This window comes from Draconibacterium halophilum (genome assembly GCF_010448835.1).
Classification (GTDB): domain Bacteria; phylum Bacteroidota; class Bacteroidia; order Bacteroidales; family Prolixibacteraceae; genus Draconibacterium; species Draconibacterium halophilum.
In genome coordinates this window covers 3,303,272-3,319,720 of the sequence record NZ_CP048409.1, presented here as the reverse complement: position 1 = coordinate 3,319,720, position 16,449 = coordinate 3,303,272, and the positions used below count along the sequence as shown (strand labels likewise).

The 16,449-nt window shown below is 38.8% G+C and carries 14 protein-coding genes; 3 read left to right on the top strand and 11 right to left on the bottom strand.

The features are described from left to right. Positions 1–16 precede the first annotated feature (16 nt). From G0Q07_RS13350 to G0Q07_RS13330, 5 genes are all read right to left on the bottom strand, one after another. Positions 17–385 (bottom strand): response regulator transcription factor, encoded by a 369-nt coding sequence (locus tag G0Q07_RS13350; RefSeq protein WP_163346817.1) that lies wholly within the window; start codon positions 383–385, stop codon positions 17–19. A gap of 365 nt (positions 386–750) precedes the next feature. Further along, the gene (locus G0Q07_RS13345) at positions 751–1,959 is read right to left on the bottom strand and encodes a M23 family metallopeptidase (protein ID WP_163346815.1); all 1,209 of its coding nucleotides are present in this window, start codon (positions 1,957–1,959) and stop codon (positions 751–753) included. 225 nt (positions 1,960–2,184) lie between these two features. Continuing rightward, entirely contained in the window at positions 2,185–2,868 is a 684-nt protein-coding gene (locus tag G0Q07_RS13340) for a hypothetical protein (RefSeq protein WP_163346813.1), read from the bottom strand. Positions 2,869–3,158: 290 nt separating this feature from the next. Further along, positions 3,159–3,464 (bottom strand): hypothetical protein, encoded by a 306-nt coding sequence (locus G0Q07_RS13335; RefSeq protein WP_163346811.1) that lies wholly within the window; start codon positions 3,462–3,464, stop codon positions 3,159–3,161. Further along, positions 3,461–4,420, bottom strand: coding sequence for an IS110 family RNA-guided transposase (locus G0Q07_RS13330; protein WP_163346808.1), 960 nt, complete (start codon positions 4,418–4,420; stop codon positions 3,461–3,463). The genes G0Q07_RS13335 and G0Q07_RS13330 overlap by 4 nt, the downstream gene beginning before the upstream one ends. A 1,231-nt stretch (positions 4,421–5,651) precedes the next feature. Here G0Q07_RS13330 and G0Q07_RS13325 point away from each other — a divergent pair. Together G0Q07_RS13325 and G0Q07_RS13320 are read left to right on the top strand one after the other, a co-directional pair. Then, entirely contained in the window at positions 5,652–6,815 is a 1,164-nt protein-coding gene (locus G0Q07_RS13325) for a DEAD/DEAH box helicase (protein ID WP_163346806.1), read from the top strand. Between the two features lie 48 nt (positions 6,816–6,863). After that, the gene (locus tag G0Q07_RS13320; protein WP_163346804.1) at positions 6,864–7,055 is read left to right on the top strand and encodes a cold-shock protein; all 192 of its coding nucleotides are present in this window, start codon (positions 6,864–6,866) and stop codon (positions 7,053–7,055) included. A 106-nt stretch (positions 7,056–7,161) separates the two neighbouring features. Here the strand turns inward: G0Q07_RS13320 and G0Q07_RS13315 are convergent, their stop codons facing one another. The 4 genes from G0Q07_RS13315 to G0Q07_RS13300 form a co-directional block, all read right to left on the bottom strand. After that, positions 7,162–8,403: a PQQ-binding-like beta-propeller repeat protein gene (locus G0Q07_RS13315; RefSeq protein ID WP_163346802.1), complete on the bottom strand. Its 1,242-nt coding sequence runs from the start codon at positions 8,401–8,403 to the stop codon at positions 7,162–7,164. Positions 8,404–8,706: 303 nt separating this feature from the next. After that, positions 8,707–9,084, bottom strand: a complete 378-nt coding sequence (locus G0Q07_RS13310; protein ID WP_163346795.1) for an iron chaperone — start codon at positions 9,082–9,084, stop codon at positions 8,707–8,709. Positions 9,085–9,213: 129 nt separating this feature from the next. Beyond that, positions 9,214–10,086 (bottom strand): PIG-L deacetylase family protein, encoded by an 873-nt coding sequence (locus G0Q07_RS13305; protein WP_163346793.1) that lies wholly within the window; start codon positions 10,084–10,086, stop codon positions 9,214–9,216. A 91-nt stretch (positions 10,087–10,177) separates the two neighbouring features. Beyond that, positions 10,178–11,581: a glycoside hydrolase family 140 protein gene (locus G0Q07_RS13300; protein WP_163346790.1), complete on the bottom strand. Its 1,404-nt coding sequence runs from the start codon at positions 11,579–11,581 to the stop codon at positions 10,178–10,180. Between the two features lie 278 nt (positions 11,582–11,859). Here G0Q07_RS13300 and G0Q07_RS13295 point away from each other — a divergent pair, with 278 nt between their 5' ends. Further along, positions 11,860–12,996 carry a cellulase family glycosylhydrolase gene (locus G0Q07_RS13295; protein WP_163346788.1) on the top strand — a complete coding sequence of 379 codons (1,137 nt, stop codon included), beginning with the start codon at positions 11,860–11,862 and terminating at the stop codon, positions 12,994–12,996. A gap of 96 nt (positions 12,997–13,092) precedes the next feature. Here G0Q07_RS13295 and G0Q07_RS13290 read toward each other — a convergent pair whose 3' ends face one another. Next, a complete protein-coding gene (locus G0Q07_RS13290; RefSeq protein ID WP_163346786.1) occupies positions 13,093–14,094 on the bottom strand; it encodes an alpha/beta fold hydrolase in 1,002 nt (333 codons plus the stop codon). Positions 14,095–14,504: 410 nt separating this feature from the next. After that, on the bottom strand, positions 14,505–16,190 hold the full coding sequence (ettA, locus tag G0Q07_RS13285; protein WP_163346773.1) for an energy-dependent translational throttle protein EttA: 1,686 nt from the start codon (positions 16,188–16,190) through the stop codon (positions 14,505–14,507). Positions 16,191–16,449: the final 259 nt, after the last annotated feature.

The window sequence follows — 16,449 nt, the reverse complement described above, 5'->3', positions numbered from 1 at the left end:
ATTGAAACTAAATATACTATTTCCTGGCAGATAATAGTCTTTTTACCCTCATATTTAGTTCAATCAGGCTAAAAGGTTTTACCATGTAATCATCGGCACCAAGATCAAAAGCTTTCATCACATTTTCTTCAGCTCCTGCTGCCGATAAAACCATTACCGGAATTAACTTTTTATAAAACTCGTGTAACCTCGAAATTACTTCGAGACCATTTATATTTGGCATATACAGATCGGTAATAAGCAAATCAACCTCATTGCTTTCGAGCTTTGTTAAGCAGTCTTTTCCATCCTCGGCTTTAATAATTTGATAGCCTTCTCTGGATAAACTATGCGCAACGGTCTCCAGAATTAATCTGTTGTCTTCTGCCACTAAAATTCGTTTCATTATACATTCATTTTAGTTTAACAATACTTATACAGACTGCAACTTGAAGAGACTTTACCACACCTACCAGCGTTCTGATAAAACACAGTAATAAGTGTAAAAAACCCTGTTCTTTTTTAACTTTTTTATAAACTATTGTATTGCGTCCTAAAAACAAATATAAACTATTATCAATTGCTTTTACACTTCTAATCAGCTTTTTACACTTTTATGCTGACGAAAACGACATTTTCAGCATTTTCCCTAATGGAGCTAGGCAATTATGAAGGGGAAATTCGTTTACAAATCGATTTTTAGATCGTCTTAAAAAAGGGGATGCTTACACCAACTAGACCCCAATATTATATGCCGCGTGTTGGCAGTATTTATTTAACTTCAATTAATCCATATCCACTCGGGAGTTCATTACTTTTTTCTATTGGTTTTAAAGCGTCTAAAGAAACATTATTTTCATTAAATAATTGATCAAATTCTTCAACTGAGTATTTTTTTAACTGAGTAAATTCAGTAATTAAATAGGGTATTCCTTCTCCACCTAAAAAGTCATTGGATTTAGATTCTAAATGAAAGTGTAAATGCGGAGCATCAGAGTTTCCGCTATTACCTAGTAAGCCTATAGTCTGTCCTTTTTTAACGTTATCGCCAATACTTAATTTGAGGCTGTTAGGAATTAAATGTCCATAAAAAGCATGGATATTGTTACCTATGTCGATGATAATATAATTGCCACCAATAGTTTCTTTCGTTATGCGTACAGCCATCTCTTCAGATAATGGCTCATTTTCTATTATTCCATCTTTTATATCAATAACTTTTCCATCTGCAACCGATATTAATTCAATTCCATAGGTATTCCAATTTTTATTCTCTTTAATATCGTCTTTTGCCAATAATCCATCATTATCAATAAATACCCAGTCCATACCAAACCGCTGAGGGTAGGTGGCCTTTCCTTCGGTTATAAATCTAGCTCCTTCATGACTTTCGGCTCCGTACAGCCATTTTCCTTTTTTATTAAAAGGTAATCCGAGTGAAAGTTCGGTGGGTTTAGGAACATTAACAATTGCAACTTCCATCGGATGGACTATGCGTTCATTTTTCTTATTTAACCTTTCAAAATAGAGCTTGTGAAATATTTGGTCTGGAGTTGATTTGTTCGTGTCAAATACCAGGTTAATATGTAAAATTCCATATTCATTACCCGAAATCAATTTCAAATCATCCAAATCGTTAGCCCCAGGTCTATCAAAATGTTCTTCAATGTAAAGTGAATCAAATACAGCTATTGGAAAATCATTGTTTTGCAAATCAAAAATCTCCACCTTTTTTAAACTTAAGGGTATTCTATAATTATTCAGAATATTCAATTCGTAGTTTAACTGCGTAGTATTATTCGCATGTATAGGGCTACTTAAATATGACACTTCTGCTTGTATTATTTCAATGGGAAGATCAATTTTTTTTAGTCTTTTCTGAGTTTTTGTTGGAGTTTCTGAATTTTCTTGCTTGGATTTTGTTTCAGTGTTACAACTGACAAAAATTAAAAACATAATGACCAGAATAGTGTATTTCATTATAAAATATATTTTAAATTGTTTATTATTTGACGATTTAGTTTATTCTATGTTATACAGATGTGGATAATTATTGCCAACGGTTTTGTGTATGAGTTCGTAGCGAAAATTCAGCGCTACTTCACTATCACGGGTCACCATTTGCTGAGTAAATGTAATAAACTTTCAAAAAACTCTCGAACCCCCGCTATGACTTATATTTCTTGTTGGTAGCTGGTGTTTACTCTAATATTCATATAGTATTTCTTCTCCTGATACATGGAGAATCACTTTATCATCACCAACTATCTGTAAGTCCTTAATATCAAACGAAATATCTTTTCCTATAACTGCCCTACATGCTTCATTGTTATCAAGTGACAATCTCAGTGTTCTTTGAAACGGATAGGATTCTGCAATATTTCCTGAATCAATCAATTTTATTTTCCAAGTATTACCATCACAACCACTTGCTGAATATCTGATATTCAAACAATCTGCCGTAATTGTTATTTCCGTTATTGAAAACGGGTCATTAGGTGCATTCTCATATTCTTCAGGACTTATTATAACTCTTTGGTCACATGATAATTTTGCCACATCCATTATTTCATCAATCTCAATCAGTATACCGACCATGCAATAACTTCCTAAATCATCCCTTTGCTGATATTTAAATTTGATTTCTTTATTCTCTACTAATTCCAAATCAAAGGCTTCTAAATTTATAGGTTCTAACTTCGAATTATCATCTAACTCAATAATCCAACCACAACCATCAAGCCCTGTTAAATTTCTCAATTTACCTGATTCATAATCGTTTAAATTATCATTGTCACTTTTATCGCATGATGAAATAAATAGAATTATACTAATGCAAATTATTCTAAAAGTACTTGCACCATGAAATATTATTCTGAGTTTTTTCATACGTAAATATTTTGTTTATAAAGGGCTAATTCACCCTATTTTTTGTTTAAAATTTGTAATTTCTTATCTATATATTACAAGAAATGAGAGCACTCATCGGTACGATAAATGTGGTTATTGACGATTAACAGTATTGAAACAACAGCTAAGAAAATTAAAATTTCATACTCGTGCTTCTTGCACTCTCTTGGGTGCTTAGCCGTTGAGGTCAGTTTCATACTCGGCTTCGATATTATTCGCAAATAACGGGTGCCAGAAAAAATCGACCTTCTAATTTTGTATGGTTTATACTAAACTGCTTCTTTCGCAAGTGGCACTTCCTTTAGTTCAACGGTATATCCCAATTTGCCCAATTCGCTCTTTAGATATGTTTTGCGTTTTGCTTTCGTCCTTTCAATCAGGTAATCTGCTCCGAGCTCTTTGTATTCACAAGTATCTTTTAAGATATGATAAACAGACTTCAGGATCGAATGTCCTACTGCTATTAAGGCCCGTTTTTTGCCCCTACGCGCTGCCAACCGATGATACCTTGCCTTGTAAAATGTACCTTTTGTTCTTGTTGCTGCCCAGGCTATTTCTGTTAAAACATTTTTCACCTGTTTATTTCCCTGGGTGGTTCTTCCGCTTTTTTTTTGCCCGCACTTTCGTTGTTACCCGGGCACATGCCCGCCCAGGATGCAAGGTTCTTTTCGCTTGGGAATACACTCATGTCCAAACCTATTTCTGCAACAAGGTCTTCTACACTCTTTGAACTGATGCCCGGAACTTTTTTCAGCAACTCCAGCACATTATCGTAAGGCTGCAGGATTTCTCTGATGCGCCCATTCAAATTCGCTATGGTTTGTTCGCTGTGTGCAATCTCCTGGCGATGGATGCCTATCATATAAATATGATGTTCAGTGATAAAACCCTGGCAAGCCTCGTAAATATCTTCTTTGCTTGCCCCGATTTTTTTGTGATAAACTTCTTCCACATCCTGCATCGTTACCTCTTTTCCATCACAAAGCTTATTTATCAATTTGGTGGCTACAACACCACTGGTAGAACTCAGCATACTGGACAATTTGATATTGGCATCTTCCAATTGCCGCATTATACGGTTTTTGTTCGATGCATTGCCCTGTATCAATTTGGTACGGTAACGTGTCAAATCCCGTAACTCCCGTTGCTCTTTGGGCGGAATATAACTGGGCTTTAACAGACCCGCCAGCAATAATTTGCATATCCAGGCACTGTCTTTTTTATCCGTCTTGTGGCCCGGAACATACTTGATGTGCGCTGCATTGACTATCCAAACTGTCAACCCGGCAGGTTCCAGTACGTTGTAAACAGGCTTCCAGAACACACCCGTACTTTCCATTGCCACGTGCGTAATACCGTTTCCCAATAACCAATCTCTCAATTCTTTCAAAGAACTCGTAATGGTGGGATAATCGCGTGTTTGCTTTTTTACCCCTTCTCCATCAATTGTGGCTGTTACCACTTTTTTGTGAACATCAAGTCCGCATCCCCGGGATACTACTTGATCGAATAATACTTGTGAAGTTCCCATTTCTATCAGCTTTTAGTTATTCGGCTTATGCCTAAACTAAATTACAAATCATTGATAGAATTGGTACCCCACGCATCCTTCCCGATTTTCATTCTCTCGGGCGTCAGTTAATTGTCATGTAGGTTTCATATCAACTAATTTCACGGAAGATGCATTGTCTTGTCATGTGGTTGCGTCACACTTACTGCTAATTTGTATATATCATCACCCGGTGTTGTTATTTTCTTTATCTCATTACTAAAAGTAATGTTATACCCCCAAAACGGAGTGATAACAACACTTGTTATGTTTCGTTTTATAACTGTTATTTCAGGGCGCGTATTCAACGGTTTAAAGTTTTAGCGCAATAAATGTAAACATAATAGCGTAAACCCAATATTCGGTGGGGCAGAAATAATTAACATTGGTAGTTGTTTTATCAATTAATTGCCAATAATGATGCATTTTGACAGCGATTTTCGGACTAAATGCTTTTAATCCGGATTATTCATGCCATTAGCTTTATGCAGATGCAAGGCGTCTGAACCCGCCGATATAGTTCCCTATTTCAAGGGGTTAGCAACGACGCAGATGCGTGAAGATAATGGCAAGCACTTTACAAGATTGAAATATAGGTTACGAAAGAAGCAGGAACACATATCACTAACTCTTGGCGGTATGGTTTTCCAATGGTTGTGGTGAATAATTCGGATTAATTTGGTGGTTGGAATTATTTGAGTAGTTTTGCAGCGCTGATTTTTATTCAGCAGTTCATTGTTTAGTAAAAAGTTTGCCGCTAAAAAGGCACAACAGAGTATCCGTTGCAAGTTTAATTGTTCCTAATAATTTTCTGAAGACGAATCCATTTTACTTATTTCTTTGAAAGAAAATTTGTCTTAATTAATTATTAGAACTATTAAAAAATTATCATTCTTACCATTACAAGTTTCCCTTTATTTCATCGTATTAAAGCAGGTTAACAGATTTAAAAACAATTGTTGGATTTATAAATCCGATGTATTGTTGAATTACTGGCCGTATTATAGTCGAATAAGTTTATTTGGCCGGAATGCATCAGTAAATCCCTTACTGACATTGCAATGTCAGGGAATTAAAAAATCGCTGACATCGTTCAGTCCGGCAGCACAAAGCGATATAGTGTAAAGAATACTTACCACAGCATTTTCCACAAAAAATATATTGAATAAACAAACGAATACCCGGGTATGCCGGATAATAAATAAAAGAATACATGAATAACAAACGATATAGAAACACGACAAAGAAACGCAATACAAGAAACAAAAACGTTTCTACAATAAATCCTGCATTACTGGTAAAACAGGCTGTTCGCGTTGAAGAAACTCCTTTTATAGCTGAGCAAAACTTCAGCGAAATGCCACTTAGCCAAAGTTTAAAAAACACTATTGAACGGAAGGGCTACGTTGAACCAACCGAAATTCAACAAAAGTCGATAAACGATTTGATTTCGGGCCGTAACCTCATTGGCATTGCAGCTACAGGAACGGGGAAAACAGGAGCTTTTTTAATTCCGGTTATTGAGAAGATGTTGGCAAACGACACTACCACATGTTTGGTTGTTGTTCCAACCAGGGAGCTAGCCATGCAGGTTGAAGATGAATTTAAATCGTTAACTCAGGGACATCGACTGTTTTCGGCCTGCTTTATTGGCGGAACCAGTGTTAACAACGACGTTGCCAAAGCGCGGAAAAAGAACCACCTGATTGTTGGTACTCCGGGACGACTAAACGATTTAACCTCGAGAGGCGCACTCCGCCTGGGAAACACACCGATATTGGTACTCGACGAATTCGACCGGATGCTTGATATGGGATTCATTAACGACATTAAGAAAATTATTGCCTTGATGAAGAACCGAAAGCAAACCATGTTGTTCTCGGCTACCTACGAAAAAACGCAGCAAAAGCTGATTAGTGAATTCGTACAAAACCCGGTTAGAATAAATGTGAGCAATGTTAATAATGCCGCCAATACGGTTGAGCAAGACATTCTGCGCGTTGGGGCAAACGAGAATAAATTTCAGATTCTTCGTAATTTATTAAGCGGCGAAGGTTTTGATAAGGTGATTCTTTTTGCCGAAACAAAACGGAATGTAGACAAAATATGCAAACAGCTTTCCCAATCGGGCATCAATTCAGATGTAATACACGGTAATAAATCACAAAACTACCGCACAAAAGCTATTCGATTGTTTAAGTCGGGTAAAACGCGGGTTTTAGTAGCTACCGATGTGGCAGCACGAGGCATCGATGTGGATGGAGTAACGCATGTGATCAATTATCAACTTCCGCAAACAATGGATAGTTATATTCATCGTATTGGAAGAACCGGTAGAGCCGGAAAAAAAGGAATGGCTTATACGTTTGTTAATTAATTAACAAACAAGCAAATAGATATAAATACAATTTTAAAGATTACGATTATGAATGAAGGAACAGTAAAGTTTTTTAACAACGACAAAGGTTATGGTTTTATCACATCAAACGAAACAGGTGAAGATATTTTTGTTCACCACACTGGTTTGGTAGATGAAATTACCGAGAACGACAAAGTAAACTATAACAAAGAAATGGGCCAAAAAGGCATGAATGCCGTGAATGTTGAGCTTGTTTAATATAGAAATACGATACTTTTTGAAAGGATTCCGGCAAAGTCGGAATCCTTTTTTTTATTAAAAACAGGGGACGTTTAAGGTTGTATTTTTTTGTATAACTACAGTATTACTTGTTGGTTATTGCATATACAAAGCCATCTGAACTGCCAAAATAAATGACTTGTTTGGATACTACGGGTGAAGATAAAATGGCACCGGTATTGGTAAAAATTTCCTCATATAAAGAAGAAAGCGTTGGCATGTCTTTAATATCGGCCACTAATGGTTTAATCTTTTCCATGTCCATTTTCCCTTCTGTGTTAAATACATTTGTTGTATCTGTTTTGCAACCAATCGTTTCAAACTCCCATTTTATTTCCCCGTTATCAAGGTTAATCCCGTACAATCTGCCATTGGCAGAACCAATATACACCATTTCATCATCGATTGCCGGACTTGAAAAGGTATAGGAATTGGTTTTCGTTGCATAATTGATGTCTCCTTTGTCTTTGCTAATTGAGAAAAAGCTAAAAGAATCAGAAGAACCAGTGTATATATTTTCTTTACCAATTGCAGCCGAACTCGGCATCCACGACCTGTCAAAATTATTATTCGACCACAAGGTATCGCCGGTTTCAATACTAAATGCATAGAACTTTGCATCGCGTGAGCCAATGTATGCAATGCCATTTTCAACGGAAGGAGAGGCTTGAATTCCGAGCCAGATATATTGTGCCGTATCTCTTCCGGTGGAGTACGACCAGTTTTGCTTGCCGCTTTCGGCATCCAGACAGTATATTTTGCTATCCCAGGAACCTATCACAAGTGAGTTTTCGTAGATAGCAGGCGACGAATGGATACTTCCTCCTGTTTTATAAGTCCATATCATTTCTCCTGATTCAGCATTAAGTGAATAAACATTCGAATCACTCGAACCAAAATATACCCGGTCGTTGTGAAAAATGGCTGATGACAGATAGAAATCCCAAAAGTCGGGTTGAAAGGAACCATTATAGTAGTCTTTCACCTTAAATATTGATTCGCCCCGGGTTTTAAATTTCCATACAAGTTTTCCATTATTCTGACTTAATGCGTAGAAGAAACCATCATAGCTTAAGAACATAACTTTCCCTTTGGCTACCAATGGTGTAGAATGAACAGGGCCGTTAGTTTTGTACGTCCATTTTACCGTTCCTGTAGTTGCATCAATTGCATAGAGTTTATGGTCCTCACTACCTACATAAATAATATTATTAGCCAGTGTGGGAGACGAAATAACCTGTCCCTCTGTTTTTACTTTCCAAAGAATATCTGGCTCCGTTTTTACTGATGGTGAATTATAATAACCTGTATGTTGACTATTACCCATAAACATACTACTCTGGTCCGATTGGTTATTCTCCTTGTTACTGCAAGAATAGAAAAGGAGTAAAAGAAACAGTGAATAAACTAATTTTTTTTTAAAGTGGTTTTTATTAATCATGATTGTTTTATTTTCTGGTTAATGGTTAAACTTCTGCAATTTTATTGCAGCTGCTCTGGTTCCTGTAAATTTCATTTAATCACGGAAGTTTGAAGCCCGAAGTTGATTACCAGGTTGGATGGATTTTGTGGTAGCACGTATTTTCCAATTCACACTTATTGTGCTCAGGCAGAATTTGTCCAATTTTTTTTACATAAAATTTCTTTTTCTGTACTTAACCATTCGCTTAATGAGTTCTTGCGGCAACGGTTTGTTAAAGGGAAACTTAACCGTTCCCTTTCCCAATTCAAAGCTTTTTAACTCGTCAGCAAAATGGTCTATAGTAGCTTGAAACGGGTAAAAACTTACATATTTTTCATAAGCAACTATCATTATTTGCTGCTGGGGTCTTGTTCCCGGAATTAGCGTAAAAGACGGAACTTTATAATTCGGAATCTCAACAACTTCAGGAACAGCTTCTTTGATGATACTTCTTAACTCCTGTAAAATTAGTTGTGCTTCCTTTGATTGACTGGCAATATAATCGTCCACAGTCCGGAAGATTGGCATTGATCCCTTTTTACCCATTTTATTTTTGAAGATTAAATTCTTAATTGGTTTTTCGTGTATAAAAGTAAATATATTATTTGCACTATCAATGGCCGACTATTCTTGTCTATTAACACTTATCTTTTTAAAACTTAAAAGCAATAGCTGTTATTTACCTAACATCGGAAATAGCATTTTAATGTCTTCATCTGAAGGATGTCGGCCGAATTCGCAAATTTCGAAAGCTTCTACTGCCTGAGCTTTTTCGGCAGTTTCGGCATCGTACCATTTTTCCAGCGATTTACGCATGGCAGGAGTTGGTGTGTTTAAACGCATTTTTCCCAACCATTCCAAACGATCTTGCTCGTTGTCCGGAACTTCTTCTAGCTTTCCGTTAAGCCAAGGAAGCCACTCAAAGAACTGAGACTCGTGGGCTGCCATGCCATAAACTTTTTTATCGTATACTGCCGAAATATCAACAGCAATATCGGGTTGAAAAGGATTGGGTTTCTGAAAATTATCGTGCGAAAACAAAAATACCGGGTTTACTTTTAGAGCCGAAACATCGGGAGCCACATTGGGTACGGTTACCAGGAAAGCCGCATCCTGAACGGCAATGGCTGTATTCCTGTGGTCGGGGTGATAATCGTACGGACGGTGCGTAATAACCACATCGGCATTCCAGTTTCGGATGATCCGGATAATGTCGTGCCGCAACTTAAGCGTTGGCATCAGTTCTGCATCATGATTATCGAGAACTTTATAAGTAACTCCAATTCGTTTGCCTGCTTCTTCAGCCTCCTTAATTCTTATTTTGGCTAGTGCGCCGCCACCCTTGTTATAGTGTCCGGCATCGCCGTTTGTTAGCGAAACAAACAATACATTGTGCCCCATTTGTGCAAACTGGTAAGCCGTACCAGCAACATCAACATCAGCATCGTCGGGGTGAGCGCCAATTACAACTACATTAATTTTTGAATTCTGGGCATGGGTGGTAAAAGCAAAAAACAAGCTTAAAAGGAATAAGATTAGAATTTTCATAATTAGGTTGTTTAGTTTAGCTGACTAAGTTAAATTATTTTTGGCTAATCTGAAGGAAATAAATCACACGATGCACTCGTATACAGGATGATTATTTTTTGTAGTAAACAGTTTTTCCAGGTTTATTATAAGCCTCCCGTGAATTGTCGACAACCAATACCCAATCCTGCCCTTTACCGAAAGTAGGTGGTTCTATTTTGGTTTTAATTGATTTATCCAATGATGGCCCCATGAAGACATTCCCCGTGCGGGGATCGAACCACCAACTGTTAAAAGTAGTTCCTTTAAGCTCCGAGAAATCAAGGAATGTTGTTTTTCCAGTCGGGAAATAAATCATTGCATAAGTACCATTATTATCTCGCGTGGCAATAACATAGTTGTTATCCTCGGGCTGTGGATCCATAACCATGGATTGATCTGGTATTCTGGTTAAGACAGGCCGGGAAAGCATTAAATTTTTTAAATGTTTCATTTGATTGGCCATTGGTAAATCAAGTGCTTCGGGCCAGGGGCGTAAAGGTTGGTTTACCGGAGTTTTATCTAATTTGTACATTTGCCAAACATCATGACATCCGTATGTTTGGCCAAAGGCACCTGCAAATACATTCCAATACATTATTCGCCTGATGTCGTCAGGTATACTGTAGCCTAATTCTTTTGCGTTGAAACAATTGGGATGATCTTCGTAAAGCGGTTCGCCATCTAATACCGGTTTTATTGGCCGAAGATTGTAGTCATGTGTAATGTGATTGTATGTACCTTGATTGGCGCAATGTCCTGTTTGATGCATGTTAAAATCGAGCCATTTTTCATTATGAAACCAGGTGGAAGAACCCCCGCCTTCTTTTGGCTGAGGATGATAGCTCATCAAAGTATTTTTATATCCGCCTGCCATAGAGGCGATTCCCTCAGCCATTGCATTCCATATTTTTACATCCTGTGAATTTTCCCGGGGATTTCGGTCTCCACCAATAATCCAAACAACGTTGTCGCAATCCGCATATCGAGCTCCAATATATTCACCAAACGATCTGGCATTATCTACATTAAACACCTCTGGCCCTTCTCCCCAGCTCTTTGTATTGAGTTTATCTCCCCATGTGGGTAGCAATGCAATATACATCCCCAATTCAGAAGCTTTTTCGATTGCATAGTCAACATGTTGAAAATATTGATCATTTGGATAACGGGGGTCGTTGTCTTTAAGAGGTGTGTCTCCATAAGGGTTTGGAGTATTGAGTCCATCCAACTCAGCCAGAACAACTGTTTGCACAACATTGAATCCCTGAGATGCTCTTTTTCCCAGATACATATTTATCTCATTGCGGTCGCACCTGTGCAATAGTTCCCAGGCAGTATCACCTAACCAAAAGAATGGATCACCTTTTTCGGTTACCAAATACCGACCATTTTGACTAACCATTAACCGCTGGGCATTTGAACCCGCAACAACTGTAAAAAGAAAAAATGCAATAATAATGATAGTTTTTACCATAATTTTTTAAGATGATATTTTTAGTAGAAATAATTGTTTAGTACGGTTAATATATAAAATAGTACGGATTGGATAACTATACTGTGGCACTAAAATACCTGGTGAATAAATTTAAATTCAGGGAAGCATATTTCTTGTTGGCTTTGTCAAGGGTAAATTATATGTACCCCGTTTCGTAAAAACAAAACGATGACCTTTGTATTCCGGGGAAGCAGCAGACCTTTCAGAAAATAAGAAAGAATTGATACCTTTGAGAACCTTACCAATTTAAACCAACTATGCAACGACGAAATTTTATTAAAGCAACCGGACTGGTAACTGCCGGAGTAAGTATGGCAGGGACTCTATCGGCAACGCAGGCAGGAACTTCTAATGCCTTACCGCACTGGCGCGGATTTAACCTGCTCGATTATTTTAATCCCGGAAAGGGGAGTAATTCCAATGGCTCGACTGAAGAAGATTTTAAGTGGATGGCCGATTGGGGATTTAACTTTGTCCGATTCCCTATGGCGTATCCGCGATACATTAAATACGATACATCGAAGGATATTACGCCCGATGATGTATTGAATTTTGATGAGAAAGAAGTCGACAATATTCAGCAGTTGGTGGATAAGGCCAATAAACACGGACTGCATGTAAGTTTGAACCTGCACCGCGCACCGGGATTTTGCGTAAATGCCGGTTTTAACGAGCCATACAACCTGTGGCAGGATAACGAGGCACAGGAAGCGTTTTATGCACATTGGGGAATGTGGGCCAAACGTTTTGCTTCGTATTCCAACAAGCAGATCAGTTTTGATTTAGTGAACGAACCTTGCACCCGCGAAGACATGAACGACCAGTTTTCGCAACGTGGACCAATACCCGGATCATTGTACCGTAAAGTGGCAAAAACGGCGTTGGAAACCATTCGCAGTCATAATCCAAATCATTTGGTGGTGGCCGATGGAAACAATGTTGGTGCCGATGTAATTCCTGAGATTTTCGATTTGGAAATCGGTCAGAGCTGTCGTGGATATTATCCGCATTATGTGTCGCATTACCGCGCACCGTGGGTGTGGGAAAATCCTGATGATGCGCCAATGCCGGTTTGGCCGGGCGAAATTGACGGACAGAAATTTAGCCGGGAAACAATTGTGGAATTTTACAAGCCCTGGATTGAAGCCGTAAAAAATGGGGTAGGTGTGCACTGCGGCGAATGCGGTTGCTGGCGCGAAACACCACACGAGGTTTTTCTGAGCTGGTTTGAGGATGTGATCAGTGTATTGGCCGATCACAACATCGGCTTTGCTTTGTGGAATTTTAGAGGCGATTTTGGAATTCTTGATTCCGGAAGAAAGGACATTGAATACGAAGACTGGCATGGCCATAAACTTGACCGGAAGTTGCTGGCGTTGCTGCAGAAGTATTAGTTTGCCAATGATAAGATTTTGCCTTAAAGTTGTGTCGCCCGTAATTATTATAAACACTTACGAGCGACACCAAATATTAATGAAATATGTAGCAGGTTATTTGGTTAAAAAATCTGACAACGGGGTTATAAAGGCATCAAATTTTTCAATGTGCGGTAAGTGGCCTATGTCTTCTAATTCAACTAATTGAGCATTTGGGATTACTTTCTGTGTTTTTTTCCCCAGCTCGTTATATAGCCCCATCGTTTTTCTGGTTTCGGCAGATACAAGCGGTTTTCCCAATGCTGTTCTGTCTCTTGTGCCAATGATTAAAAGTGTAGGTGCCTGAATATTTTTAAATTCATAAACCACCGGCTGAGTAAATATCATGTCGTAGGTTAGTGCTGCATTCCAGGCAATAGTTTTGTAATCGGCATTTAGCGTCCATCCGGCAAGCAGATTAACCCATTTATCATATTCCGGTTTCCATTTGTTATCGTAGTAACTTTTTAACTGGTATGCTTTAATACTTTCAAAATCTTTCTGAAGTTCATTTTTATACCACCACTCAATTGGTTTATAAGGTACTTTCAGTTTCCAGTCTTCCAGCCCGATGGGGTTCTCAAGTATCAGCTTTTCAGTTGTTTCCGGATACATTAGAGCAAAGCGACTGGCCAACATACCTCCCATAGAGTGACCTAATATGGCTGTTTTTGTTATTTGAAGCGAATCAAGCAGTGTTTTTGTATTCTGCGCCAGTTGTTGAAATGTATACTGAAAGTGATCGGGTTTTGATGATTTTCCAAAACCAATCTGATCTGGAGCAATTACACGAAATCCTTCGTTGGTCAATGCAGTAATAGTTGTTTCCCAATAGGCTCCATTGAAATTTTTCCCATGCAGCAGAACAATGTTTTTTCCGTTATAATTATCTGGTTTAACATCCATATAAGCCATTTTTAAATCTTGCTCCTGAATATGCAGATGTAAGGTAGAAACCGGATATGGATATTGATAATTTGTAAGTTCGATATCTAACCAGGGAGCCTGAATATTTTGGGCTTTACTGGGTTGAAGAATATTAAGGAATAATAAAATGGATAATGCAATTAATTTCATGTTTCGGTATTTCAATTGTTTCTGTTAAAAAAATAAAAGTTGCTTTTTATTGATTTCATGTTTCGGTTTTATAGCTTGGGATTATGTTTTATAAACGCATTTTGGCTGCAATTGTTTATACTTGAAAAGAATAATTTGGGCAGTTACAGCTGTTTATTTACCTGTGAAAATTTAAATCCAGTACCACGTATTCGGACTTTTTGCTGTGTGCGGAAAACGAATCAGGAGTAGGAAGTCCAATTCCCTTTTTGCGATTAGATTATTGGGGTTTGACGTAGTGTGAAAAGCCCCGTTCTGTATGCTGAAACAACTACAGAACGGGGCTTTGCTTGCGTATTTGGTTTCCGATATAGTGATCCTTCGCATTTTTGCTTCGCTAAGCTCAGAAAAATGGAGAATCACTGAGCTTCTTACGCCATCAGTTTTTTATACTTAAAACGTTTTGGTGTTTCGTTACCCATACGTTTTTTACGGTTCTCTTCGTATTCCGAGAACGAACCTTCAAAGAAATGAACATGACCGTCGCCTTCAAATGCCAGGATATGTGTGGCAATACGGTCGAGGAACCAGCGGTCGTGCGAAATTACCACCGCACAACCGGCAAAATTATCCAGACCTTCTTCCAGCGCACGCAGCGTATTTACATCAATATCGTTGGTTGGCTCATCAAGCAGCAGCAAGTTGCCCTCCGATTTTAGTGCCATTGCCAGGTGCAGACGGTTGCGCTCGCCACCCGAAAGTACGCCGCATTTCTTCTCCTGATCGGCTCCGTTAAAATTAAAACGGCCAACATAAGCGCGGGCATTGGCTTGTTTGTTGCCCAGCATTATGGTCTCTGTTCCACCCGAAATAACTTCGTAAACTGTTTTTTCCGGATCAATGGCATCGTGGGTTTGGTCTACATAACTCACTTCTACGGTATCGCCAATATCAATACTTCCCTTATCGGCTTCCAGTTGTTTCATTATCAGCTTAAACAGCGTGGTTTTTCCGGCACCGTTGGGGCCAATAACCCCGATAATTCCGGCGGGCGGCAATTTAAAGCTCAGGTCTTCAAATAACAGTTTGTCGCCAAAACCTTTTTTCACACCTTCCATTTCAACTACTTTATCGCCAAGGCGTGGTCCATTCGGAATAAAGATCTCCAGCTTATCTTCTTTTTGTTTGGCGTCTTCATTCAGCATTTTATCGTAAGCACTCAAACGGGCCTTACTTTTTGCATGACGTGCTTTCGGCGCCATACGCACCCATTCCAATTCGCGTTCCAGTGTCTTTTTGCGTTTCTGGCTGCCTTTTTCTTCCTGTTCCAATCGTTTCGATTTTTGCTCCAGCCACGAGGTGTAGTTCCCTTTCCACGGAATACCTTGTCCGCGGTCGAGCTCCAGAATCCATCCGGCCACATTGTCAAGGAAATAACGGTCGTGCGTGATGCAGATAACCGTTCCCTTATATTGATCGAGGTGCGCTTCCAGCCACAAAATACTCTCAGCATCAAGGTGGTTGGTAGGCTCGTCAAGCAGCAGCACATCGGGCTCCTGTAATAACAAACGACACAGCGCAACACGCCGGCGTTCACCACCCGATAATTCGCTTATGGGCTGGTCGTTAGGCGGGCATTGCAGCGCATCCATGGCACGTTCCAGTTTGCTGTCGAGGTTCCAGGCGTCCAATGCATCCATTTTTTCCTGTAACTCGGCCTGCTCCTTCATCAACTCGTCCATTTTATCAGGGTTCTCATAAACCTCGGGCAAGCCAAATTCATTGTTAATTTCTTCGTAACGCGCTAACACATCTACTGTCTCCTGTGTGCCTTCTTTCACCAAATCGATAACGGATTTGCTTTCATCAAGTTGAGGCTCCTGATCGAGTAATCCTACTGAATATCCCGGAGCAAATACCAATTCGCCGTTGTAAGCCTCGTCTTGACCTGCAATAATTTTCAGCAGGGTAGATTTTCCCGATCCGTTTAACCCGATGATACCAATTTTGGCTCCCAGGAAAAACGAAAGTGAAATATCTTTAATTACTGTTTTGTTGGGTGGGTAGGTTTTACTCACCTTATACATCGAAAAAATTATCTTTTTGTCGTCGCTCATTTTGTTTGTTTTTGTTCTGCCGCAAAAGTAAGAAATTGTTGGGAGTTCAGGGGGCAAAGTTTTGAGTTTAGTGTCATCTCGAACAAAGTGAGAGATCTGCAACAATGAAGTTACTGGTTGTAAGTTTCAAGTTGTCCATATTTTCAAACTCAGCGCTCCTTTTATACCACAAAGTTTTACAAAAGCAAGGCAAAAGTAAGAGGTTTCGAATACCTCGCCGGGAGCTTTGTTCGTGAAAACAATCTTATTCAATCTACAT